General features: G+C 60.9%; 22 protein-coding genes. 21 read left to right on the top strand and 1 reads right to left on the bottom strand.

Annotation, left to right across the window (positions count from 1 at the left end; translation table 11 throughout):
* Position 1 precedes the first annotated feature (1 nt).
* The 20 genes from BMW75_RS23290 to mobF all read left to right on the top strand — a co-directional run bounded on the left by BMW75_RS23290 (position 2) and on the right by mobF (position 21,108).
* Positions 2-667: a lytic transglycosylase domain-containing protein gene (locus BMW75_RS23290; RefSeq protein WP_092582045.1), complete on the top strand. Its 666-nt coding sequence runs from the start codon at positions 2-4 to the stop codon at positions 665-667.
* Between the two features lie 110 nt (positions 668-777).
* Entirely contained in the window at positions 778-1,104 is a 327-nt protein-coding gene (locus tag BMW75_RS23295; protein WP_139208585.1) for a TrbC/VirB2 family protein, read from the top strand.
* 2 nt (positions 1,105-1,106) lie between these two features.
* Positions 1,107-1,511, top strand: coding sequence for a VirB3 family type IV secretion system protein (locus BMW75_RS30000; RefSeq protein ID WP_092582047.1), 405 nt, complete (start codon positions 1,107-1,109; stop codon positions 1,509-1,511).
* Positions 1,508-3,967: a VirB4 family type IV secretion/conjugal transfer ATPase gene (locus tag BMW75_RS23305; protein WP_092582048.1), complete on the top strand. Its 2,460-nt coding sequence runs from the start codon at positions 1,508-1,510 to the stop codon at positions 3,965-3,967. The genes BMW75_RS30000 and BMW75_RS23305 overlap by 4 nt, the downstream gene beginning before the upstream one ends.
* Before the next feature lie 2 nt (positions 3,968-3,969).
* On the top strand, positions 3,970-4,719 hold the full coding sequence (gene virB5 / locus BMW75_RS23310; protein ID WP_092582049.1) for a P-type DNA transfer protein VirB5: 750 nt from the start codon (positions 3,970-3,972) through the stop codon (positions 4,717-4,719).
* The gene (locus BMW75_RS23315) at positions 4,719-5,612 is read left to right on the top strand and encodes a TrbL/VirB6 family protein (protein ID WP_092582050.1); all 894 of its coding nucleotides are present in this window, start codon (positions 4,719-4,721) and stop codon (positions 5,610-5,612) included. The genes virB5 and BMW75_RS23315 overlap by 1 nt, the downstream gene beginning before the upstream one ends.
* Before the next feature lie 601 nt (positions 5,613-6,213).
* A complete protein-coding gene (locus tag BMW75_RS23320; RefSeq protein ID WP_092582051.1) occupies positions 6,214-6,909 on the top strand; it encodes a VirB8 family type IV secretion system protein in 696 nt (231 codons plus the stop codon).
* Between the two features lie 5 nt (positions 6,910-6,914).
* Entirely contained in the window at positions 6,915-7,502 is a 588-nt protein-coding gene (locus BMW75_RS23325) for a hypothetical protein (RefSeq protein WP_057287162.1), read from the top strand.
* Positions 7,499-8,317, top strand: a complete 819-nt coding sequence (locus BMW75_RS23330; RefSeq protein ID WP_092582052.1) for a TrbG/VirB9 family P-type conjugative transfer protein — start codon at positions 7,499-7,501, stop codon at positions 8,315-8,317. Before BMW75_RS23325 ends, BMW75_RS23330 begins: the two co-directional genes overlap by 4 nt.
* Positions 8,314-9,480 carry a type IV secretion system protein VirB10 gene (gene virB10 / locus BMW75_RS23335; RefSeq protein ID WP_092582053.1) on the top strand — a complete coding sequence of 389 codons (1,167 nt, stop codon included), beginning with the start codon at positions 8,314-8,316 and terminating at the stop codon, positions 9,478-9,480. Before BMW75_RS23330 ends, virB10 begins: the two co-directional genes overlap by 4 nt.
* A 114-nt stretch (positions 9,481-9,594) precedes the next feature.
* On the top strand, positions 9,595-10,614 hold the full coding sequence (gene virB11, locus BMW75_RS23340) for a P-type DNA transfer ATPase VirB11 (protein WP_092582054.1): 1,020 nt from the start codon (positions 9,595-9,597) through the stop codon (positions 10,612-10,614).
* Entirely contained in the window at positions 10,611-10,856 is a 246-nt protein-coding gene (locus tag BMW75_RS23345; RefSeq protein WP_092582055.1) for a hypothetical protein, read from the top strand. The genes virB11 and BMW75_RS23345 overlap by 4 nt, the downstream gene beginning before the upstream one ends.
* Positions 10,857-10,963: 107 nt before the next feature.
* Positions 10,964-11,620, top strand: a complete 657-nt coding sequence (locus tag BMW75_RS23350; protein ID WP_092582056.1) for a hypothetical protein — start codon at positions 10,964-10,966, stop codon at positions 11,618-11,620.
* Between the two features lie 267 nt (positions 11,621-11,887).
* Entirely contained in the window at positions 11,888-12,157 is a 270-nt protein-coding gene (locus BMW75_RS23355; RefSeq protein ID WP_139208586.1) for a hypothetical protein, read from the top strand.
* A 64-nt stretch (positions 12,158-12,221) separates the two neighbouring features.
* Positions 12,222-13,256, top strand: a complete 1,035-nt coding sequence (locus BMW75_RS23360; RefSeq protein ID WP_139208587.1) for a helix-turn-helix domain-containing protein — start codon at positions 12,222-12,224, stop codon at positions 13,254-13,256.
* 735 nt (positions 13,257-13,991) lie between these two features.
* Positions 13,992-14,870: a KfrB domain-containing protein gene (locus BMW75_RS23365; RefSeq protein ID WP_092582059.1), complete on the top strand. Its 879-nt coding sequence runs from the start codon at positions 13,992-13,994 to the stop codon at positions 14,868-14,870.
* Between the two features lie 40 nt (positions 14,871-14,910).
* Positions 14,911-15,333, top strand: a complete 423-nt coding sequence (locus BMW75_RS29270) for a hypothetical protein (RefSeq protein WP_139208588.1) — start codon at positions 14,911-14,913, stop codon at positions 15,331-15,333.
* A 9-nt stretch (positions 15,334-15,342) separates the two neighbouring features.
* Positions 15,343-16,050 carry a StbB family protein gene (stbB, locus tag BMW75_RS23370; RefSeq protein ID WP_092582060.1) on the top strand — a complete coding sequence of 236 codons (708 nt, stop codon included), beginning with the start codon at positions 15,343-15,345 and terminating at the stop codon, positions 16,048-16,050.
* A 474-nt stretch (positions 16,051-16,524) separates the two neighbouring features.
* A complete protein-coding gene (locus BMW75_RS23380; protein ID WP_092582062.1) occupies positions 16,525-18,153 on the top strand; it encodes a type IV secretion system DNA-binding domain-containing protein in 1,629 nt (542 codons plus the stop codon).
* 51 nt (positions 18,154-18,204) lie between these two features.
* Positions 18,205-21,108, top strand: a complete 2,904-nt coding sequence (gene mobF / locus BMW75_RS23385; protein ID WP_092582063.1) for a MobF family relaxase — start codon at positions 18,205-18,207, stop codon at positions 21,106-21,108.
* Between the two features lie 266 nt (positions 21,109-21,374).
* Here the strand turns inward: mobF and yfcF are convergent, their stop codons facing one another.
* Positions 21,375-22,010: a glutathione transferase gene (gene yfcF, locus BMW75_RS23390; protein ID WP_092582064.1), complete on the bottom strand. Its 636-nt coding sequence runs from the start codon at positions 22,008-22,010 to the stop codon at positions 21,375-21,377.
* A gap of 121 nt (positions 22,011-22,131) precedes the next feature.
* Here yfcF and gcvA point away from each other — a divergent pair, with 121 nt between their 5' ends.
* Entirely contained in the window at positions 22,132-23,025 is an 894-nt protein-coding gene (gene gcvA, locus BMW75_RS23395) for a transcriptional regulator GcvA (RefSeq protein WP_371467535.1), read from the top strand.
* Positions 23,026-23,081: the final 56 nt, after the last annotated feature.

The following is a 23,081-nucleotide window of genomic DNA, read 5'->3' on the forward strand; positions in this document are numbered from 1 at the left end:
CATGGACTTTCCCACACTCGCCCGGCAATGCGCCCCGGACGTGCATATCAGCACGCTGAGTGCCGTGGTGCGGCATGAGTCTGGCTTTAATCCCCTGGCCATCGGAGTCAATTCCAAGCCGCATCGCAGCATCCGCCCGAAGTCAAAAGACGAGGCAGTGCAGGCGGTGCGTGATCTCATCGCGCAGGGTGTCGACTTCGACGTCGGCTATGGCCAGATCAACGTGCGCAACTGGAAGTGGCTTGGCGTAACGCCGGAGTCGATTTTTGATCCGTGCGTCAACCTGGCCTCCGCTCAGCGGGTTCTGGTCGATTGCTACAAACGTGCCGCCAAGCTCCACGGAGCAGGACAGAACGCGCTGTATGCGGCGTTCAGCTGCTACAACACGGGCAACCTGACCTCGGGTTTCAGCAACGGCTATGTAGGCAAGGTCATCGCTGGCGCAGGCCTGCCGGTGCCGGCCATCGTAAAGAATGCTGGCGCAATGACCGACGCCCAAAAGAAAGCAGACAGCTCGGTGCCGCCCAAGCCATCCAAGCCAGATGCATTCCAAGCGCCCCGCAGAGATGCCTTCGGCACTCGGCGCAATGATGCCTTCTCGCCCCAGACTGACGCGGTATTCGGGCGTCCAGTACCGACCTTGCCATCACGCCAGCCTACGCAGTAGCCGCGTACCCCTCAACGGTGTTTAGCCGCTAAACACTGGCCCTTTCTCATCTGCCTCAACAAACGCCTTCCCGCCCGTCGGCCGGAGGGCCACGCCCAATGGAGTTCCACATGTTTGTCGCTTCGTCTTCCTCCCACATCAACACGTCGTCCAAGAGCAGCCGCATGCTCACCGCGCTGGCATATGCCACCCTGGCCGTGCTCCTCATGCTGCAACCTGAGCTGGCTATGGCCCAGCTCGAGAAAGGCACCAAGGCGGTGCAAGCCTTGAAAGACTGGCTTTGGCTCATCATCCCCGTCATCGGTCTCATTTCTGCAGGCATCATCGGCATCCTCTACTCCTTCGATGTAATTCGGAAGGAGACTGCATATCAATGGGCGGTGGGTATGGTCTTTGCCGGCGCCATCGCCGGCGGCATCATCGCTCTGGTCTTCTAGCCATGGCCACCGCACCGAAGCAGAAGGCCAAAGCGCCTGCCCCAACGGCGCCAGCCGCGGTCGCATCACAGGTCCCGCCCAACCGCTTTCCTTTGTTCAAAGGGGCGACCCGCGTAGCGACAGTTCCCGGCGGGGTTCCCACCCGCGCATTTGCGGGCTTGGTCTTCTTGACCGCCACCGCTGCCTCGTTCATCCCCATCTGGGGCTGGCTGCTCTTTCCCGTCCTGTATCCCGTGATGGCCATCCTCAGCCGCAATGATGACCGGGCCTTCTGGATCTGGGAGCTTTGGGTCAAAACCAAGTTCGTAGCTAAGAACAAGCGTTTTTGGGGCGCGATCTCTCTTACGCCCACACCCTACAGCCGCCGGCGCCCCTGGGCCCGTTGGCTTGGAGTTCACGACCGATGACACAACAATCCATCGTGGCGCTGCCGGCGTATGAACCGCCGGTCAGCACATTTGTCCCCTACTCGCATCACGTCACGCCGAACATCATTGCAACCCGCGACTGGGAATACCTCTCGGTATGGCGAATCGATGGGCGCACTTTCCAAGGCTACAGCGACGAAGAGCACTACCGCTGGATCGAGGAATTGAACAACGTGTTCCGCGGCTTCCCGACCGGTTTCGGGATGTGGTCGCACCTGGTCCGGCGCCGGGTCTTCGAGTACCCCGAAAGTGAGTATCCGGACCAGTTCTCTCGCGATCACGACGCTGCGTATCGCAAGGTCTTCGCCGGCAAGCCGCCGATGATCAATGAGATGTACCTGACCGTGATCATGCGGGCGCAGATCGATCCTGCCTTGCGCTTTCTGTCCAAGTTCGAAAAACGCACCGCGCGCTCGGCGCTTGCGTGGCAGAACCAGGCTATCGAGCAGTTGGACGACGTCAACCGCAAGCTCCGCGGGTCGCTCAAGCGCTATTCACCCGAGCTGCTGTCCATTGTGGAACGGGAATCTCCGTACGACACGGGCGGGGAGGAGGCAACACGCCGAAAGTCGCGGTTCTCGGAGCCGGCTGAATTCCTCGGATTTCTGCTTAACGGCAAGATGCAGCCCGTCCCGCTGGTGAACGCGCGCCTGTACAACTATCTGCCTACCAGCCGTCAATTCTTCTCCACGCATGGCGAACTCGCCGAGATGCGGGGGCCCGATTGGACGCGCCGCTACGTGATGCTGGAACTGCGCGAGTACTCCAACAACACCAGAGCGGGCCACCTGAACTGCCTGCTCAACCAGCCGCACGAGTTTGTGCTGTCGCAGTCGTTCGGTGCGATGTCGAAGGCCGATGGCCTCAAAGCGCTGTCACGCCAGATCAAGTGGCTAGAAGATTCGGGAGACTATTCCTCGTCTCAGATCGCGGACCTGCACAAGGCTCGCGATGAATTGCAGGCGGGTCGGTTTGTCATGGGTGATCATCACGCGACGATTCAAGTGTTTGGCGATGACAGCGAGGGAGCCCTTCGGGCCGCGGCGAGCATCAGCGGCGCGCTGGCCGACGAGGAGATCATTGGAAAACTATGTGATCGCTCCTCCATGGCGGCGTGGGCGGCACAACTACCAGGAAACTGGAAATGGCGCCCGCGTCCGGCGCCAATTACCTCGTTGAACTTCCTGAGCTTCTCATCGATGCACAACTACCTCTTCGGAAAGCCTGCGGGCAACCCTTGGGGGCCGGCGGTGACGATGCTGAAGACGACGGGCGGCACGCCCTATTACCTAAACTTTCACGCCTCGCTGGAGGACGTGGACGATACCGGCAAACGCCGCCTTGGCAACACGTCCATCATCGGGCAGTCAGGCGCTGGCAAGACCGTTCTTCTGGGTCATCTGATCACTCAGGCACGCAAGTTTAATTACACGGGCGTCGTCTTTGACAAGGATCGCGGGATGCAAGTGACGGTCATGGCGATGGGCGGTAAGTATTTCCCGCTGCGCCTGGGCGTTAGAACCGGTTGGAACTACCTGCAGCTGCCGCCCAACGCCTCCAACGTCGCATTCATGGCGAGCATGACCCGCCAGTTGGGCGCCAGGGGCGACGAGCCGCCCAGCAGTTCCGAGCAAAAGCAGATCGCAGAGGCAATCGACCACCTGGTCACCCACATCGACTTGGCGGACCGGGGCCTTTCCACCCTGCTGCAGTTCTTGCCTTCGGCGCCGGCCCCGGATGGGCAGCTCAGCCTGAAGGACCGTCTCAAGCGCTGGTGCGCAGGAAGCGAAAACGGCTGGCTGTTCGATAACCCGAAAGACGAGCTTGACCTGGCCGTCAATGACCTCTTTGGCTTTGACCTGACGGAGTTTCTCGAACAAGGGCCAATCCGGGATGCGGCAATCACGTACCTGCTCTACCGGACTGACCAGATGATGGACGGCCGACGTATCGCCCTGATCTTTGACGAGGTGCAACACCCGCTGAAAGTGCCGTACTTCCAGGCGTCGATGCAGGACGCCAGCCGCACGGTCCGCAAGAAGAACGGCGTGCTCGTCTTCGCCACCCAGGAGCCCGCTGCAATCCTGGAGAACCCAGTGGGACGCTCGCTCATTCAGCAATCCGCAACGGCGATGTTTCTTGAGAATCCCAAGGCGACCGCCGAGGAGTACGTCGAGGGATTCAAGCTATCGCCCGCGGTGTTCAAGATGGTCAAGGACCTGCCGCCCTTCAGCCGCCAGTTCGTTGTCAAACAAAACGAGTCTGCCGTCACCGCCGAACTTGACCTCTCATCATGTCCCGAGGCGCTGCTGGTGTTCGCCGGATCCGAGGACCTGGCCGAAATCGCAGAAGGGGCGATCGCCAAGCATGGCGAAGACCCAGCCCTCTGGCTGCCCCACTACCTCAAACTCGCCCAAGAGGCGACAAGGAGCTGAAAATGTCCCAGACGCATAACGTCAACCGTCGCCCGAGCCGCGCCTGGCGCGCCCGGATTACCACCGCCCTGACTGTTGTCCTTCTTACCAACTCCCTTGCGACTGCCCACGCGAGCGGCATCCCCGTGGTGGATGCCGCCAGCATCGCCGACCGGGCAATCAAGCACGTCGAGACGCTGGCCAAGTACGCCGAGCAGATCGAAGTCCTCAAGGGCCAGCTCGAAAGCCAAAAGCGCCAGCTGGAATCCCTCACTGGCACTCGGAACTTGGGCGACATTCTGAACAACCCGGCGATCCGCGACGCGTTGCCGGCGGACGCCCGGGAAATTTTGCGCGCCTCCAACGGCGGGCTGGGCGCAATCTCGGACGTGGTGGAGCGCATCGAGCGTGAAGAACGGTTGACGGGCAACTACGAGCAGGACAAGAAGAACCTGGACGCTCGTGCCGAAAAGCTCGCGGTTCGCAGTCAGGCGATGATGGAGCAGACACAAAAGGCGATGACCGCCCGGGTCAAGCAGGTGGACCAGCTGCAGGCCAAGATCAATCAGACACAGGATCCAAAGGCGATCGCTGATCTACAGGCCCGCCTGCTGGTCGAGCAGGCGAACATTCAGGCTGATCAGACGCGGGCCGACATGCTCACCCGCCAGATCGAGGCCGAGCAAGCCCTGATGGAGCAGCAAGCCCAGAAGCTCGCGGACAGCTCCTTTAGCATCAGCGCAATTCGAGCCCCTCTTCCAGGAGCACGGTGATGGCCGCCACCGGGGTTAGCTTGGTCGGACTCGGTGGCATCGCGAACTGGATTGACCAGTCGGTAACCACGATGCTGACAAATGTCATCACGCCCATGGTCGCTTCGGTCACGGTGAAAATCTTGCCGCTCGTATCGGTTTGCCTTTCGGTTTCGCTGCTCTGGTACGGCTGGCTCATCTGCTCGGGTGCTATTCAAACTCCGGTGCTCACCGCCCTACGGCGGGTGGTCAACATAGTCATCATTGTGTCGATCGCGGGCGCAGGGGGGCTCTATCAGAAAGAGATCGTCAGTGTCATGCTGGATCTGCCCACGTCCGTTGCTCAGCTGTTCACCGGCACCGTCAAAACCCCATCCGAGATGATGGACGATGCGGCGAACAACGGCGCTGAGATCGGCACTCGGTTGCAAGAGCGCGCACCAGGCGGTATCAAGAAGATCGCGCAGGCATTTGTCTTTGTGGTTGTCTCCGTCATCATTACGATCATCTCGGCAGTAATGAGCGCCATTGGCATGCTCGTGCTCATCACGGTGAAGGTTGGAATGGGCCTGGTAGTGGTCTTAGGGCCTATATGTATATTGGCACTTCTATTCGAGCCAACGAAGCATTTCTTTAGCAACTGGGTGGGGCAGGCCGTCTATTACGCGATATATGCGGGCCTCTTCATGGTGGTTTTTATGTTCATCATGGGCATGTTCGGACAACTCCAGCAAGGGTTGATCGACCTATCGAAAGCCGACCAAATCAATATTTTTTCCATGCTGACCGCAATCGTGTTTTTTATGATGTGCTCGAAATTTATGTTGGAGCAGGTATCGGTCGTGGCCACCGCAATTACGGGCGCCGGCTCTGGGGGAGGAATCTCTGTTCCCTTCATCGGCAAGATTGGCTAAGATAGCTAGATACGCCATCCCTTCTACCAATTATTAGAACGAGGATCTAGATGGACCCCCTAAAGCCACTTGGCAAAGCTCTTTCGCAGAATCCGCTGATGGGAAGTGATGTCCCGTTGTCGGCAACGAGCAGCATTCCAGCGACGCAACCGATATCCGCGTTCCAATGGATGAGCCTTGCGAAGGCGACCTGGACCTGGATTCTCAGGCCGCTTTGGTACCTTTGCTTCAAGTGGCCGTCTCAGTTGTTTTTGCTCGGGATGTCCACCCCGACTTCGAAGAACGATTGGGATTGGCGCAAAGAGCATCTCCGCAAACAAGCTAAGCGGTCGTCTGAAGCCATGACCCGCAATATGCGGCAATAACGCCGTAACGCACCGGCCGTTCCGCCCGGTGGATCCCTGACGTCTCCAAGGCACAGCAATCGCTGTGCCTTTCTCTTTGTGCTGCGCCTTAGCCAGCCTTCTCTGATTTAAATCCCCTTATCTCTTCGGAGAACCCATGAAGCACGCCAATTCGGCCGCGCTCGCCGCGGCTCGCCCATTTGCGCCCGCACGAAACGTGCGGCCCCATCTTCTCGCCCGGAAATCGGAGGACCACCATGTCCTTTGACGACCCGAAGCTCTCGCTTCAGCAAGAACTTGACCGAAACCGGAGCCTGGACCGGGACCTTCTGACGGAAATCCTGTCGTCCAGATCGAAAGCGTGGCGCGTCACGACAGCCGCATTCGTACTGGCGTTCATGGCGGTCGGCGCGCTGACCGCGCTGCTGATGAGCTACACGCCTCAACCGCCCTACGTCGTGCGGGTCAACGATGCGACCGGTGAGGTCGAAAACGTGTCCCAGCTCGGCGACGCACAGGAGGACTATGGACCTCGGCTCGCACGCTACTTCGTCACGCAGTACGTGTTGTCCTGCGAAGGCTACGACTGGCGCACCCTGCAGAACATGTACGACCGATGTGGGTTGTTCAGTTCGCCGGACGTGCAGAAACAGTACCACTCAAAGTTCGAGGACGACCCGAGAACGGGTCGCGAAGCCCTCGACAAAAAGTATGGCGAATACACGCGCCTGGCGATCAGCGTTCGCTCGATCACCCCCGGCCCCAACCAGACCGCCACGGTTCGCTTTACACGAAGCGAGATCGGCCCCAATCGGTCGCCGAATTCCGAGCAGTTCATCGCCACCCTCGCCTATCGGTTCGTCAATACGCCCATGTCGGAAAGCGTGATCCGTGACAACCCGTTGGGCTTTCAGGTCATCTCCTACTCAACCGCTGTCGAAACGCTGAGGTAATCGTCATGCAAAAAGCACAAATCAACGAACTCGCCCGCCGCCTCGAAGAAGTGGGCCGCATGGACAACGCACAGCGCACTGCCCTGCTGCGCGACATCGAGCGCTACGCGAAGAGCGACCTGTACGGCGCCGCACGCTTGTGCAAGGACCATCTTCACAAGGATGCGAACCTGCGTCTGCCCACGGCTGTGATGGCCGCCGACCGCATCGGCAAGCACTTCGAGGAGCGAATTCGCGAAGCGCGTCGGCCGGTGGAGTTGTACGGCGAGCAAGACCGACAGATCCGCCAACCCGAAGACGGGCGCGAGTACAAGGGTCCGATCGTGGGAACCACGCCCAACTGCTTGATTCAGCGTGACAACGACACGGGCGACCTCATCGTCCACGCTCGCAACACGCTGAACCGGTCCTTCGAGATGACCGGCAAGGAAGATGCGCTCGCCATCAGCTACCCCTTCAAGGCAGTGGGTGGCGTGGGCCTGGTGCGCGACGCAGACCACGACAAGCAGGCAGAGATGGGAATGGACCATCAACACTCGCACCAGCAGTCGCGCCAGCGTGAAAGCAACCTCGAGATGGGACACGCCCGATGAACATCCGCTTCAGGCCCTTGGCCGTGGCGGTGCTGTCGGTCGCGCTTTGCGCGGCCGCAGCGCCCGCCTGGTCGCTTGACAGACCTGCAACTTCGCCCAAGGATCAGCGAATCCGCTGGACGGACTATGACGCCGCCGACGTCATTCAGGTCGACACCACCCTTGGCGTCGCGACCCAGATCCAGCTCAACGACGACGAGGACTATGTGACCCACGCCTTTGGCGATTCGGCTGCGTATGATTTTCAGCAGATCGGCAAGCATCTCCTGCTCAAACCCATCGTTGAGCAAGCCGACACGAACCTTCTCTACATCACCACCAAACGGAACTACTCGTTCCTGCTGAAGTATGAGAAGGCCCGCAAGAGCGGCGGCGTATTTCGTGTGGTGCTGCGCTATCCCGAACTGGAGCAGGCAAAGTCCGCCGCCCAAGAAGAGCGCGACCGTGTGCAACGCGATCTGGCCACCGCCGACGTCGCGATCAACTGGCAGGCCTACTCGATGAGCGGCGACACAAGCCTGGCGCCGACGGCCGCGTGGGATGACGGTGCGCAGACTTGGCTTCGCTTTGCTCCTGGCCAGGATCTGCCTGCGATCTATTTCGTGGATGCCGACGGACAAGAAGTGATCGTAAACCGTCATATGGAGGACGAGCAGACCGTGGTGCTCCATCGGGTCGCCAAGCGATGGCACTTGCGCGTGGGCAACCAGGTCTTGGCCGTTCACAACGACGGCCCGCCCGTTGCACGCAGCTTGGCCACCGGCACCGTCTCGCCACAAGTTGAGCGTGTCATTCGTGAGGAAACTGCGCCATGAAGTTCTTCAAAAGGCGGAAAAAACCCGGTCAAACCATTGACGCCGTGTCCGAAATCGAGGAACACCAGGCGGAGCTTCAAGGCCGCGGCCGTCCGGACCTGTCGGGCACTGCCAAGCCCATGCAACAGGGCGCGAAAGCCTTTATGTGGCTCCTGACCTTCATGGCGATCATGGTGATTGGCACGATGGGTTGGCGGGCATTCAATACGCCTGCCGCCCAAGGAGCCGCACCCGCGATGCAAGACAAGATCGAGAATGTGCTTCCTGGTCTGAAGCTCAGGCCAGATCCGCCACCTCCGCCACCGGCCCCGCCGGAGCCATCACTTGCGGCGCCGACCGTGCCCGGAGCGGCCCCCCCAACGGAACAGAAGGGGGCCTTGTCCAATTTGGCCGATGCGGTAGTGGTCGATCCAGTCATGCAGCGGCGCCTGACGAGCGGCCTGAGAGGATCCAAGGATGACGGCAGCAAGTCGGCCGACCGGCAAGGGTCGCCCCAACCTGCGCCTCGCGAAGCGGATAGTGGGCCGATGGCCGGCAAGCTCACGCCCATGAAACTATCAGCGTCGCACGCTGGCCTGATCGGCAACCGGGACATGCTGATCACCCAGGGCTCAATGATCGATTGCATCCAGGAAACCAAGCTCGTCACTGCGCAAGCCGGAATGCTCGCTTGCTACGCGCCGCATGATATCCGCTCGACCAGCGGCCGCGTGGTTCTGATCGACAAGGGGACGAGATTCATCGGCTACCAGCAAGGCGTATTGGCGCAAGGCCAGCCGCGTGTCGGCGTTGTGTGGTCGCGCCTCGAAACGCCCAAAGGTGTCGTCATTCATCTCGACTCTCCGGGAACTGGCCCGCTGGGCGAGGCGGGCCTGGACGGCTTCATCGACACGCACTTCGCTGAGCGATTCGGTGGAGCCATCATGATCAGCTTGATCAGCGATGTGGGCACGTGGGCGACATCACGTGGCAGCAGCGACAACGGCCAGGTGCAATTCAACACCACGGGCGACGCCGCAACGAATGCCGTGACCACGGTGTTGGACAACACCATCAACATCCCGCCGACGCTCTATCGCAACCAGGCTGGTCGGCTGGGAATATATGTGGCCCGCGACCTCGACTTCAGTTCCGTCTACACGCTCAGGTCCGTCGCCCAGTAGTGGAGCTCTCGCCGGCGTATCGCAGCCGGGCGGACAGCTCTTTAGCTCATCTCCAAGCCAGGCCTGTCTGACCACTCGGATTCGGCAGGCCTGCGCTCATTGATTGGACTCCCTATGAAAGACTCCTCCAACGCATCGCCCATCGACTCTGGCGGCCGCGACACCGCGTTGCGCCAGATGATGCGCCCTGTCGCTAGCTACATGGCGGATGACGCCGTCCGTGAGATCACTATCACCCGGCCTGGCGTGATCCTTTACCGATCCCAGGGGCGATGGCACGAACGTCACGATCCGAAGCTGACGCTCAGCTTTCTGGAAGCGCTGGTGAACGCCATGGCCAGCTACAACAACGTCAACTTCACGCCGATCATGTCCCTGCTGCTGCCGGATGGTCAACGCGCTCAGATTGCCCAGCCGCCTGCAGTGATCGAGGGCACGATCTCGGTCAACATTCGCAAGCACACCAGTGTCGTGATGAGCCTGGACGAGCTGGCCGCAGAGGGAGCATTCGCCAACTGGGACGATGTGAGCGGCCCCATGGATCGCTTCGACGATCTGACCGACCGCGACAGGGAACTGCTCGACCTCAAGAAGGAAGGAGACATCCTGCAGTTTCTTCGGCGGGCAGTGCTTCAATGCCGCAACATCATTGTCGCGGGCAAGACCGGCTCGGGAAAGACGACGTTTGCACGCAGCCTGATCGATTGCGTCCCCACCTCCGAGCGTCTCCTCACAATCGAAGACGTGCATGAGCTCTTTCTGCCCAACCATCCCAATCGGGTGCACATGATCTACGGCAAAGGCGCCGGCAGGGTTTCGGCGACAGAGTGCATCGAGGCGGCGATGCGCAGCTCGCCCGATCGGATCTTCCTGTCCGAGCTGCGTGGCCCAGAGGCCTGGGACTATCTGAACGCGCTCAATACCGGCCATCCTGGATCTGTCACGACCACGCACGCCAACAGTGCCCGCGACACATTCGAACGCGTCGCACTGCTGGTCAAGCAGTCCACGGCTGGAAACCAGATGGACATCGAGACTATTCGGCGCTACTTGTTCTCAACGCTGGATATTGCGTTGTACTTCGCCGAGTACAAGTTGACGCAGGTGTATTTCAATCCAGCGCGCACACTATGACCAAGAACATCGACGTGAAGTTGTCGTTTATGGCGCCGTCGGGTATCCCGGGTGTCCTGCGGCTACGGCATGAGGGCGGCGCTAGTAAAACGGCCAGTCTGTCCGTGGAGCGGGCCGAAGATCTTGGCTGGCCGACTGGATCTGCACCACTTACCGTTGCTGATATGCGCCGGCTCGTAGACGGATTGATGGACGCGATCCAGACCATCGAGCGGCAAGACCGGATCTCCGCCCAAACATAGCGCGGTGCTGACGTATTGATCGCCCCTCGGAGCCGCCACGTCGAGCACCTTTTCATCCCTTACCCCCTCCTGGACCAAGTGAGCCTTCGCTCGCTGTGGAGAAGACCATGTTGAAACAGATCAAGAACTCCCTCGTATTCTGGAGCAGCCCGGCCGTGCTCAGCTTGCTGCTCGTGTTCATCATTGGCCTAGCTAGCGGCCTGCCGATGCGCGGATTCGGAGCATGCGTGGCCACTTTCAGCATCGTCTCGTACTTCGTCACCGCGAACTATGACCGACAGCTTGGGCTGCGGATTACGCAACCGCGGCCTTTCGAATGGACGGTCATGGTGAATGGTGTCTCGGTCGGGACGATCCGCGATGCAGAATACGCCGCCATCCTGAGGCATGTCCTTCGCGACAGCGGCGTGGCGTTCCACCAACTGGCTTCCTTCCTGAAATGGACGATAACCGTGGCCCTAAAGTTGATGACCTTCGTGCCAGTGATTGTCTTCTGGATGCTCGCGCTGATCGCAGTTGCATTGCCCGATGAACTCATGCCGTTTTTGCATGTATTGTCAGCCGCCTGGCAAGCACGCGCATCAGGCGGAGCATTGGTGGAGAACTTTGTTGGCGTTATCAGCATGCTCGCCATTCTTCCTGCATTGCTCACCACGCCCGCGCGTTCGCGCTGTTACGAGCGCGCCGTCCACCGCCTAATACGCCAACACTTCAACACGCCTGCTGATGGGTGGGTGTTGGTTCATCGCAAGGCGGCGCGGTGAGGACATCCAAGAGGCGTATGAACGGCTACGAAATGCCGGCCGCATCAATGCACAGCCCGTCGCTTCAAAGGCTCGCCTAGGCCGCCCAGCGAAGCGCTTTATGCGCCGGAACAGTGCAGCCGAACTAACGCCGCGCCACGCCCCGCCTTTCGGAACCCGAGTGTTCCTCATCGCTCAGCAGTTCGCGCACAGGCATGAGCGGCATCAGCAAGTCGACCAAGTCGCGTTGTAGTTGGTCCGTCATCGAACCCACTCAAAGAAAATCAAATGAACCAAGCGCCCTCAAAGAGCGGTGCACGCGAGGCTCGCGTGCTCGCTGCCTACAAGATCATGAAAAGCGTTTACGACCGCTGCCAGCTGGCTGGGAATACGACGGAAGAAACCCACCTGGCCATTCGCGCGGCCTACCCTTGGGGCAAGCGCCGTGCGTGGCCCTACAAGGCTTGGCTGATGGCCCGCCGCGAGTTCTATGAAGCACACGGCCTGCCCCTGCGCGCACGCCGCTCCATTGCTGAATCGCTGGAGGCTGACTCGTGATCGGCGTGCTTTACCCGCAAGATCATTTACCCGGCAAAACCTCGAAGCAACGCAAGGGACGAACATGAGCGTCGAAGCATCCAAATGGGCCAGAATGGCCGACGTCCAGAAATCCTCATCCAAGCTCGTGTTGCTGAACCTGGCGCAACTCGTCCGCTACGATGCCGAGCAATGGACAGTCTTCGCGTCGATCGATTACCTGGCCAAGGTCACGCACCTGAATCGCAAAACGGTGATCGAGGCGCTTGGCCGGCTTCGCGATCTGGGAGCGATACAGGATACGGGGCGTCGTGCCGGCGACAATCGCAGCAGTATCATTTATCGCTTGTGCCCGAATGCGGTGCCCCTGGTCGACCTTGCGACCTCCTGCACCGTTGCCGGCGGAGAGTCGCAGGCGGCGCAGCAAGACTTGGCTCTGCAGCACGGCGCCGACGATGCACCGGGGGCCGCGCCGGTCGGTGACGACCCGCCGACTGTGTACCGACCACAGCCGGGCGATCTGGATGAATTCGGAGTTGAAAATCTGCCCGTCTCTTTCCGCAACGCGCTTCCACCGCACGTCGACGAGATGCCCGAGGGGCCGCCCGTAGCGAGCGACATGACCGAGGTGGGCGATCCCTGCCCGACCGACGTCTGGCTTCCGAATTGCACATCGGGGACGCATATGCCCAAACGCCAGGCAGCGAAGGCGGCCAGGAAGAAGGGCCGAAGGCGCCTGCCCGAAGCGCGCGCTGCCGGCGCCGGCCCGACCAGGCTCCCGGAGACCTGGACACTGCCGGAGCGGTGGCGAAGTTGGACGCAGGAGCATCGGCCGCTCTGGACGCACGAAAAAATCGACGCCATGGCCGCCACCTTCAGCGCCTACATGCGGTCCAGGCCTGGCGAGCTGGGTATGTCGCCGGACTGGTTCGAGTCGTGGCGGCTCTGGGTTTTCCGGGAGCGTGAGTCCCGCGAAGCGGCCGGCAAGAGTTGGAAGGACAGTTGGACTGGCATCGTGGCCACGGGCAAGAAGCTCGGGGTGGAGCAGGCCCCGAATGAACCGCCTCCCCATTTCAAGGCGCGTGTTTTTCATGCAGCTGGGCTCGTGCCGTCCCAATAAAAGTTTTCCACAGCCTGGCCCGGTATCGGGACCAATCCCAATTTTGGGCCTAGCCCGAAAAGTGATTTTGCCCGTCCCAATTTCTTCTATCGCCAGTACCGAAAACGGATTTTTGCCAGTACCGAAAACGGTACCCAATAGGTATATATAGGTTTTATAGGTTTTAGAGAGAGTCGCGCGCGAGGCGCTGGCTCATCGCGAAGGCCGATCCGCCTACCCTCCGGTCGCTGCGCTCCCTTCGCCCCGACGCCTTCGGCGCCGGCCTGAACCCCTAGCTTCAGTCCCCCTCCCCGCCGGCGCGGTGCGCCGCCGGGCGGGGGAAAGGCGTTCCCCCGGGGCGTTGCGGGCCGCTGGCCTCGCCCCGCCCTGAGCGCCACGACCTGTCTCCGAACGCCGCCAATCCCGCGCCACCATTGCCAATTCCCGAGGCCACGCCGGTGTCTGCGTGCCACAGAGAGGGTCCGTCCCCTTCCCGGCGGGGCATCCCGCCGGGTGGGGAACGGCAGGCCCCACAAGCGCGGGGGCTGCTGCCCCCCTGGCCGGCCGCCTAACGGCGTCCGCGCTTCCGACCCCCCGGGGAACCGCAACGGTTCCCCCGCGCCCGCCCACGGGCGCGGCTCCCCCTCCTTCAACCCCGGTCATCCAGCAGGAGGGGCACCACCGCTCATGTCAACCCGACCGAACGCCGGTGCTCAGCCTGGACCGCTGTGCACCTTCACCTCACGAGGAAATCCCATGAAAATCTCCGACCTGAAAGTCAAACTCCAGGCGTTATTTCGCCCCACCCAGTCCGATCGCGCGCCTCCTTCAAACGGCCCGCGAGCCCCTTCCGCCGACGGCGTACGCAAGCCGGTCGAAATCTCGATCATCAGCACGGGCGAGCGATTCGTCCATGCCCCCTCGCTCGGGCCGGCCACCGAGTCCCGCGACCTGTCAGCCGATCCGCATCGAGACGAACTGGAACGCGACGCGGCGGAGAGAATCGAGCGCTGGGATGGAAGATCCGTCCGCGACATCGACGCGGAACGCTTCTACGACTATCCGCATCTCGAGAGGCACACCGCGCTGCAGGACAGCGTGCCTGTGCAGGCCCGCGCCGAGTTGTGGCACCCGGGCCCACATGACCCGGCTTATCGATCCAGCATCAGCGTGCTTGCGATCGACCAGATGGGCGAGGTGCTCGTCAAGCAGTACGTGGTCGACGATGCTCGCGACGCCGAGGGGTGGTCCTATTCCGTCATGTCCGCCGACCTAGCCGCCCAGATCCTGCGAGATTACGGCGCAGCCTCAGATCTAAAGCTCGACATTGCAGACGCCCTTTGGGACGGCTCGCTTCCCGTGCAGCCCGCAGAGATTGGCGCGACCTATCGCGGGCAGATCGTCTCGATCCGTGGCGATATCGCGTGTCAGATCGTTGGTGATGAGATCGCAATCGAACACAGGATCGGCACGCTGGCCATTTCCGACCCCCAGCGATACGTGGGCAAGGAAGTGGAGATCAGCTACCCATGCGGCAAGGTCGGCCTGGTGCGCCAGGTCGACACCCTTGCGCTCGAAGTGAACACGTTACAGAAGCTGGGCGTGGAAAAAACTTCGGGCGCCCTCGAACGCTAGACAAACCTGCCTAGCACCAGCAACGGTGAAGCTACTCACCATGGAAAAGAAACACTTATCGCAGAACTGCGCTCAAACCACCACCGTTCAGCAGCTAAACGACCTTCGTGTTGCTGATCCGCAAGCGCGACTTCGGGCGCTTCTGCCTCTCATCGACGATTTGAGGCGGCAAGGCGTTTCGCATTCCAAGATTCTCGAAGTACTTAGCCGCGCCGACGTCCAGTTGAAGCCCGCGTCGCTACGGCAGGCGTTACATCGTTGGCGCCGGCGCCAACAACAGCCGTCACGACCATCGAACTTTGCGAATTCCGGCAGCGCGTCTGCTGTTTCAGAAATTCCGGTCGCTGCGTCACCTCAAACGCCAATTAGCAGCATTCAAAGCAAAGCCGACTTGGTTCGACTTCGCAATGCTTCAGATCCTATTGACCTCAACGAACTGGCCGAAATCGGCCGAAGAAAATAGGCATTACCCATGAAAATCGCAACCGTCAACTACTCCGGCTCTGTCGGCAAAACCGTCACGACCAGCCACCTGCTAGCACCCCGCATTCCGGACGCCGAGATCATCGCGGTCGAGTCGACCAATGAAAGCGCAGCTGACCTGGGTCTCGCTGTTGAACAAATGCGCGGCGGCCAGTTCGGCCGGCTCTTTCGCAAGTTGCTGATGGCCGAAGCTGCCATCGTGGACGTCGGCGCCTCCAACATCGAGGACTTCCTGGCCGAGCTGGTGAAGTATGACCAGGCGCACCTGGAGATCGACTACTACGTCCTGCCGGTGGTCCCCTCGGGCAAAGCACAACGGGAGACGATCAAGACCATCCAGGTTCTCGCACAGATGGGGGTGCCTGCAGACCGCGTGCGCGTGCTTTTCAATCGCGTCGATTCCGACGTCCGAGAGGAGTTCGCTGCCATCTTTGGCTACGCAAAGCAATCCGGCGATCTCCGCGCCAATCCTGAAGCGGCAATCTTCGAGAACGAAGTGTTCGATCTGCTGGCCAACAAGCGGACCACGATCAAGGAGATCCTCGCCGATCCGCGCGACTATCGCCAGGAGCTGCGCGAGGCTGACCGCGACGACGAGAGGCTCGTCAGCCATCTGAGCGACATGCACGCCCTGCAGTCGCTGGCGCGTCCGGTCGACCGCCAGCTGGACAAGGCGTTCGGCGCACTCTTCCTGTAGGAGGCTCCGTGACCGCCACACCTCCCGAGGGCCCGGCCACTTCGTCCGTCATCCCCCGCAGCAGGATGGAGCTTCTGTACCGCGACATGCTGCAGGAGAGCGCGCAACTTGTAGGACTGATGGAACAGCTGACGGCACGCCAAGAGGCAATCTCCCAGGCGATGCATGCGCTGCCCTCCACCGTGCGCCAAGCGGGCCTGGAGGCGGCGGCAAATGCCGGCGGTCAAGCCGCCCGCTCGCTTCTTGAGGCAAGCCGGACCCTCGCTAAGTCGACGTCCGAAGCCCGTATCGCGACTCGCGTCGCAACCCGTGCGTTGCCCGCGACCGCGTGGCGGGCTGGAGTGCTGTGCGGGGTGTGCGCACTCATTGGAAGCGGAATTGGCGCCGCACTCGTGACACTGGCTCTCCACTAGCCCCAAGCCGCAATCAAGAAGGCGTCCTCAGACGCCTTCCTTCTATTCCGAAAGGACTTTCATGGCACCCGACATACGCCGGCGAATCATCAAGTTCGCCTTGCTCGTTTTCCCGCTCTGCGCCTGGCTGCTCACGGCCAAGGTCATTTCAGGCCTTCCCTTCTCTCTCGTAACCTGGACGGTCCTGTCACATTGGGTGGTATCCACGCCGGACTACCCCTCCCTGATCGCCGCGCCCATCATTGCATTGGTCTTGGCGCTCGCGCTTTCCCTCACCCTCAAAAAGTACTCGACCAAAGACGGCTTCGACGGTGCGGGGTACAGGAAGCATATTCGCGGGACCGAGGCGGTGCCCGTCAAGAAGCTGCGGAAGCTTTGCTCGGAGAATGGCCGCGAGCAAATCGATGTGGCTGGCGTCCCGATGCCGACGGGCATCGAGAATCTCCACATCCTGCTGAACGGAGCGACGGGCAGCGGCAAGTCGGTGCTATTGCGCAACCTGGTCTATTCCGCCTTGCGACGCGGCGACCGCATGGTCGTAGTAGATCCGAACGGAGACCTTTACAGCAAATTCGGGCGGGAGAGCGATGTTTTGCTCAACCCCTATGACCAGCGTACCGAGGGGTGGTCATTCTTCAACGAGGTTCGGGCGGAGTACGACTGGAAGCGCTTGGCGCTGTCCATTGTGCCTCTGGGTAAAGACGCGAACGCGGAAGAGTGGAACGGCTATGCTCGCCTCCTGCTGCGTGAGACGGCCCGTAAGCTCAACGAGCTGGGCACTCCGTCCATCGAAGAGCTCTTTCGTTGGACGACAATCGCCTCGGACAAGGATCTGCGGACCTTCCTGTCCGGCACTCTAGCTGAGTCTCTGTTTGCCGGCTCCGCTGAGGCTAGCAAAGCCCTGACCAGCGCGCGCTTCGTCCTATCCAAGTATCTCGCGGAACACGTCACGATGCCTGCTGGAAAGTTCAGCATCCGTGACTGGATGGAACACGGCACCGGCAGTCTGTACATCACCTGGCGCGAAGACATGAAGGAGGCGATGAAGCCGCTTATCTCCGCCTTCGTTGACGTGTTTTGCTCGGCCCTGCTGTCGCTGCCAGAAGATCAGGCGCGTCGGTGGTGGCTCGTCATCGATGAGCTGGGTTCGATGGAGAAGATGGCCAGCCTGGAGGACTTCTTGACGAAGGGTCGCAAGAACGGCGGCCGGGCACTCGCCGGCCTGCAGTCGGTGTCACAGATGGACGACATCTTCGGGGAGAAGATGTCCCAAACGCTACGGGCCAGTTTCCGCTCGCTGGTGGTGCTTGGCGGATCCAAGACCGATTTTGAAACCGCTGAGGTCATGTCCAAGTCGCTCGGCGAACACGAGGTCGCGCGTCCGGAATACACCGATAGCCGTAATCCCGGCAAGACGCCCAACACGAGCGAACGCATGGTCCGCTCTACCGAACGCGTCGTCACCCCGGCGCAGGTACAAACGCTGCCTGAACTTACCGGGTGGGTCGCCTTCGCCGGCAACCGGCCGATCTCAAAGTTTGTGCTCGAGCCCCGGACCTTCGCCATCCGCAATGCACCCTTTGTCGAAGCGAGGCGCGGCGGCGCTCGAAGCATGACCAGCGGGTCCGCCGGCGGCCCCCAAGCCTGGTCGCAAGTCGATCTACCCGAGGATCCGACGCTAGCAGCGTAAACAAACACCAGGTCGCCGGCAGCGCCGGCGGCCGCTCGCATGGAACATCCGATGATTTCGCTCAAGACCATCCACCGCAGTGCCGCCAACAAGGCGTCGCACTACTACGCAGACCAGAAGGATGACTACTACAGCCGCGACGGCACTGCGGCGCAGTGGCAGGGGAAAGCTGCAGAGGCCCTCGGCCTCGCGGGCAGCATCCAGCAGGACGAGTTTCTGCGCGCATTGCGTGGCGATTTTGGCTCGGACGTGACGCTGTCCCGCTCAGTACGACTGGACGCGAAGGCACGCTCGGCATTGGACATGACGTTCTCCCCGCCGAAAAGCATCAGCATTCAGGCACTGGCGGGGAAAGACTCGTCGGTCATTGAAGCCCACGACCAGGCTGTGACCAAAGCGCTTGTGTTCCTGGAGCAAGAACTCCTGCGCGCTCGCCAGACCGAGAATGGAATCACGACGACCGAGCGCACCGGCAATGCAGCCATCGCGAAATTTCGCCATGAGACGGCCAGGCCTACGGAAGGTGCATACTCGGATCCCCAATTACACACGCACGCGCTGCTGATGAACGTCACTCAACGCGCCGATGGAACCTGGGCGGCCATTTCGAATGACGAAATCTATCGCCTGAAGTCGATGTTGGAATCCGTGTACCACGCCGAGCTGGCGAGTGGGCTGGAGAAAGCTGGCCACCAGATCCGTTACGAGGGCAAATCGTTTGAGCTCGCCCACATCTCTCGCGCTCATATCGAAGGCTTTTCAAAGCGATCTCACGATATCAATGCCGAATTGGCGGCACTTGGCGAGACTCGTGGGACGGCGAGCCGCGCGCTGAAGCAAACCATCGCACTCAAGACGCGCCTGGACAAAGCGCCCGACATCACCCGCGACGAACTGCAGAAGGACTGGGAGCGCCAGATCGTTGAGCTTGGCATTGACCTCAGCAACCCGAAGCTAACTCTCAGCAAGGAGTCGAACGTCACGCCGGAGACTGGAGCCGATGGTCATGAATCCGCCAGCGCGCAGGGGAAGGAGGAACTTTCGCTGGCGGCATCAGCCCTGCTCGCCGACGAATGCCTACGCTGGGCGATCAAACACCATACGGAACGTGAATCTGTCATGGACGGCAAGGAGATGCTCAAGACGGCGCTGCATCGGTCACACGGCACTGGCATCAAACTGGCTGATCTCAAAGGCGCAGTAAAGCGGTCCCTAGTCAAGGGGCATCTCATTCTTGGCACGCTAAAGTACCGACACGCGAAAGACCGTGATACGCCCGCAAAGTCGCGCAAGGAGATGGTCGACGCGTTAGTGGAGGCCGGTATGGGCAGAAAGCGCGCTGAGGGCCAGGTCCAAAAATCTATCGCGCGCGGCGAGTTTGTCGTAACAGGGGCGCGCTACACCACGCAGTCTGCTCGCGAACGTGAAAAACGCATCTTGCAGATCGAGCGCGAAGGTCGTGACCAGGTCGCCCCGATCCTGCAGGTGGAAGCGGTTCAGACTGCGATGGCGGGCAAAAAACTCATGCCCGGGCAATTGGCCGCCGCCAGTTTGATTCTGAGTACACCGCATCGCTTCGTCGGGGTGCAAGGTTTGGCCGGAACTGGGAAGTCTCACATGCTCGCGCAAGTCAAGGAGGCCGCGGAAGCGGCGGGCTACCGCGTTCAGGCCGTGGCTTCCTATGGCAAGCAGATTCAGGCGCTGCGGGAGCTGAACATGGAGGCGCGCACAGTAGCCTCCGTGCTGGAAGCGCGGCAGAGGGAGCGTTTCACGCTAGACGACAAGACTGTACTGGTGATCGACGAGGCCGGTGTGGTTCCCGCCCGGATCATGGAACGTCTTATGAAAATGGCCGAAGCCGACGGCGCTCGAGTTGTCATGCTTGGCGATACCGGCCAGACCAAGGCGATTGAAGCGGGGCGACCGTTTCATCAGCTACAGGTGGCCGGCATGGAGACATCGCTCATGGGAGATATAATCCGCCAGAAGTCGCCAGTATTGAAAGCTGCGGTGGAACTAGCCGCGAGTGGCCGCGCTTCCGCGTCGCTCGGCGTGCTGGACCGAAAGCTAAAGGCGGTCTATTCCATTGATGACGACGCCTCACGCTATCACGCCATCGCTCGCAAATATGCCGCGTTCAATGCGGAGGAAAGGCGCGAAACACTTATCGTCACTGGCACAAACGATTCTCGCAACGCACTAAATGAAGCTACTCACCAAGCGCTGGGCTTGGCTGAGCGCGGCTTCGATTTCACCCTGCTCACGCGTCGAGACACCACCCAAGCCGAACGTCGGGTCGCGAAGTATTACGTCGCCGGCGACATTCTCCAACCGGAGCGGGACTACAAGGCGGGCAAGCTGCGCCAAACAGAGATGTACCGTGTCATCGGCACGGCGCCTGACAAGCCCAATCACCTGGTGGTGGAGCACGTCATCACTCAGGAACGCACCCAGTTCAATCCTGAGCGCGCTGCCAAACTTTCCGTATATGAGCCAGTCCAGGCCGAGCTGTCTGCAGGTGACTGGGTGCGCATAACGCGCAACAATGCCAAGCTTGACCTGGTCAATGGTGGCCGCTTCGAGGTGCTGGCGGTGACCCCCACTACCGTCACGATCGGTAGCGGCGGGCGCCGACTCACGTTGGATGCTGCAACCGAGCCGCTGCACCTCGATCGCGCATATGCCACGACTAGCCACAGCGCCCAAGGGTTGACGTGCGACCGCGCGCTTATCAACGCGGAGAGCTTCAGCCGGACCACACAACGAGACGTCTACTACGTAGCGATATCACGCGCCCGTCATCAGACTGAGATCTATACCAACGACGCCAGCAAGCTGGCGGGCATCGTGGACCGACTGGAAGAAAAAACCGCTGCGCTGGACATCGGATTGGAATCCACCCGCCCGTGGCGGCCACACATGGCCCCCTCCGCCATGGAAATTCGCATTAAATAGGACCAACGGCAATCTGTTCAATCGCCGTGCTTCGCATTCACTGTCACGGGCAACTTCGGCCAGGTTAAAAGTTCCAACCGGCATGGAGCCGCTGAGAAAATCAGGCTGTCCTGCCTGTCCTTGGCGCAGCGCTTGTGCAGGCGATGGCGGGCCTGTATCAGCAACCTCGTCAAAGGTCTCTTGCCCCTGCCTGTCCACCTCGGGCTGACCGCTGCGCTGGCCGCGCCACAGGGCGCCGGCAGCAGGCAATCTTGACTGAACGGCGATCAAACGCGCTGCTGTTGCACCCACTGCTGCACGCTTGGGCGCTGCCACTGCTGGGCGGCGTAGGCTTTGAGGCGTTCAGGGACGGCATCACCGTTCATGATCAGGCGGTGGAGCATCAGCGCCAGATCGGTATCCGCAATGCACCAGTTGCCAAAAAGGTTTGCGGCCTGCGCGGGCAGCAGTTGCTCGGCCACTTGGAGCAGTTTGTCAGCAGCATCCTGGGCGGCGGCGCTCAAGGGCGTCGCCGTAGGCTGGATGAACACCGTGTCCGTCCCCCGCTCGATGCGAATGGGCATGAGATCGCTGCGCAGCCAAGCCTGGACCTGTCGGGCACGGGCGCGAAGGTGTGCGTTTTGTGGGTAGACTGCCGCATACGCGGGCGGTGCAAAGACGTCTTCCAGATACTCGCTAATGGCGCTGGACTCCGACAAAGTGAAACCCTCGTGCACCAACATGGGGACCCGCGCCGTCAGAGACTGCTGACGATACGCGGCTTGCTGATGTTGCCGTGCAGCCAGGTCAAGACGTTCAGTGGAGAACGCAATGCCTTTCTCAAGCAAGGTGACGTACACGGACAGCGCGTAGGGGCTGGTGAACTGGTGGTCAACAAAAAGAGTCGGCATGTTCTGCGGCATGGGCGAACTCCAGATATAAAACGTAGGTGAAGTCTATGGGTACGGCCGCCGCTCGCAAAACGATTTATCTTTGACATCCTTGCCAAATAAATTCACATAGCTTATGTCAGATCTACACCAGTTGCCCAATCTACTGGCCTTGCGCGCCTTTGAGGCCGCCGCGCGGCATCAGAACTTTTCCCGCGCTGCCGATGAAATCCATGTCACCCATGGCGCGGTCAGCCATCAGGTCAGGGCGTTGGAGCAAGACCTGGGGGTCGCCCTGTTTACGCGCTATGGAAAGCGTTTGACGATCACCCAGCAGGGCGCGCAGTTCGCGCAAGCGGTACGCAGTGCATTGCAAGACATCGCGCAGGCTACCCAAGCGATACGCGAGGATACGCGGCAAAAGCGACTCACCGTGTCGTCCATCCCTTCGTTTGCTGCGCGCTGGCTTGCCCCGCGACTTGGCAAATTCATTGAACAGAACCCGAGCACAGAGCTGGTTTTGCAGACCAGCGGACGGCTGCAAGACTTGGTGCGCGACGGTATTGACGTGGGCATCCGTTTTGGTCAGGGCCAATACCCCGGCCTGGCGGTGGAGCGCCTGATGGGCGACTCGTACTACCCGGTTGCCAGCCCTGGCTACAACCAGGGGCGTCTGCCGAGCACCCCACGGCAGCTCAAACCAGCGCAACTATTGCGCTCGGATGAACCCTGGCTGCCATGGTTTCAGGCTGCGAACCTGACGCTTGCTGAGCCCACCGGAGGCGTTCGCTTTCAAGATCTGTCGATGCTGATCCGCTCGGCCGTGGCAGGGAACGGCATTGCGCTGGTGCGGCATGTGGTGGCGATGCAGGAGATTGCTACGGGTGAGCTGGTGCGGCTGTTTGACGTGGCAGTCAAAAGCCCATGGCACTACTATCTCGCTTGTTCGCCGGAAGCACTGCACAAACCCCAGGTGCAGGCATTTCGGCAATGGCTGATGGAGGAAATCACGATCTTCAAGACGCAGACTGGCCAAGCGGTGGATTGAACAGGGCAGTCGAGAACAGCCAGCCGTTTACGCCAGCTGCCTACATGAGCGATGTG

This window comes from Achromobacter sp. NFACC18-2, assembly GCF_900108985.1.
Taxonomy (GTDB): Bacteria; Pseudomonadota; Gammaproteobacteria; order Burkholderiales; family Burkholderiaceae_B; genus Achromobacter.

Excerpts from the sequence above, each read along its gene's own strand:
- BMW75_RS23350 (WP_092582056.1), top strand. The coding sequence starts at position 10,964 with ATGTTGAAACAGATCAAGAACTCCCTCGTATTCTGGAGCAGCCCGGCC.
- mobF (WP_092582063.1), top strand. The coding sequence starts at position 18,205 with ATGATTTCGCTCAAGACCATCCACCGCAGTGCCGCCAACAAGGCGTCG.
- virB11 (WP_092582054.1), top strand. The coding sequence starts at position 9,595 with ATGAAAGACTCCTCCAACGCATCGCCCATCGACTCTGGCGGCCGCGAC.
- virB5 (WP_092582049.1), top strand. The coding sequence starts at position 3,970 with ATGTCCCAGACGCATAACGTCAACCGTCGCCCGAGCCGCGCCTGGCGC.
- yfcF (WP_092582064.1), bottom strand. The coding sequence starts at position 22,010 with ATGCCGCAGAACATGCCGACTCTTTTTGTTGACCACCAGTTCACCAGC.
- BMW75_RS23355 (WP_139208586.1), top strand. The coding sequence starts at position 11,888 with ATGAACCAAGCGCCCTCAAAGAGCGGTGCACGCGAGGCTCGCGTGCTC.
- BMW75_RS23330 (WP_092582052.1), top strand. The coding sequence starts at position 7,499 with ATGAACATCCGCTTCAGGCCCTTGGCCGTGGCGGTGCTGTCGGTCGCG.
- BMW75_RS23320 (WP_092582051.1), top strand. The coding sequence starts at position 6,214 with ATGTCCTTTGACGACCCGAAGCTCTCGCTTCAGCAAGAACTTGACCGA.
- BMW75_RS23315 (WP_092582050.1), top strand. The coding sequence starts at position 4,719 with ATGGCCGCCACCGGGGTTAGCTTGGTCGGACTCGGTGGCATCGCGAAC.
- BMW75_RS30000 (WP_092582047.1), top strand. The coding sequence starts at position 1,107 with ATGGCCACCGCACCGAAGCAGAAGGCCAAAGCGCCTGCCCCAACGGCG.
- BMW75_RS23365 (WP_092582059.1), top strand. The coding sequence starts at position 13,992 with ATGAAAATCTCCGACCTGAAAGTCAAACTCCAGGCGTTATTTCGCCCC.
- BMW75_RS23295 (WP_139208585.1), top strand. The coding sequence starts at position 778 with ATGTTTGTCGCTTCGTCTTCCTCCCACATCAACACGTCGTCCAAGAGC.
- virB10 (WP_092582053.1), top strand. The coding sequence starts at position 8,314 with ATGAAGTTCTTCAAAAGGCGGAAAAAACCCGGTCAAACCATTGACGCC.
- BMW75_RS23345 (WP_092582055.1), top strand. The coding sequence starts at position 10,611 with ATGACCAAGAACATCGACGTGAAGTTGTCGTTTATGGCGCCGTCGGGT.
- BMW75_RS29270 (WP_139208588.1), top strand. The coding sequence starts at position 14,911 with ATGGAAAAGAAACACTTATCGCAGAACTGCGCTCAAACCACCACCGTT.
- BMW75_RS23325 (WP_057287162.1), top strand. The coding sequence starts at position 6,915 with ATGCAAAAAGCACAAATCAACGAACTCGCCCGCCGCCTCGAAGAAGTG.
- stbB (WP_092582060.1), top strand. The coding sequence starts at position 15,343 with ATGAAAATCGCAACCGTCAACTACTCCGGCTCTGTCGGCAAAACCGTC.
- BMW75_RS23360 (WP_139208587.1), top strand. The coding sequence starts at position 12,222 with ATGAGCGTCGAAGCATCCAAATGGGCCAGAATGGCCGACGTCCAGAAA.
- BMW75_RS23380 (WP_092582062.1), top strand. The coding sequence starts at position 16,525 with ATGGCACCCGACATACGCCGGCGAATCATCAAGTTCGCCTTGCTCGTT.
- BMW75_RS23305 (WP_092582048.1), top strand. The coding sequence starts at position 1,508 with ATGACACAACAATCCATCGTGGCGCTGCCGGCGTATGAACCGCCGGTC.
- BMW75_RS23290 (WP_092582045.1), top strand. The coding sequence starts at position 2 with ATGGACTTTCCCACACTCGCCCGGCAATGCGCCCCGGACGTGCATATC.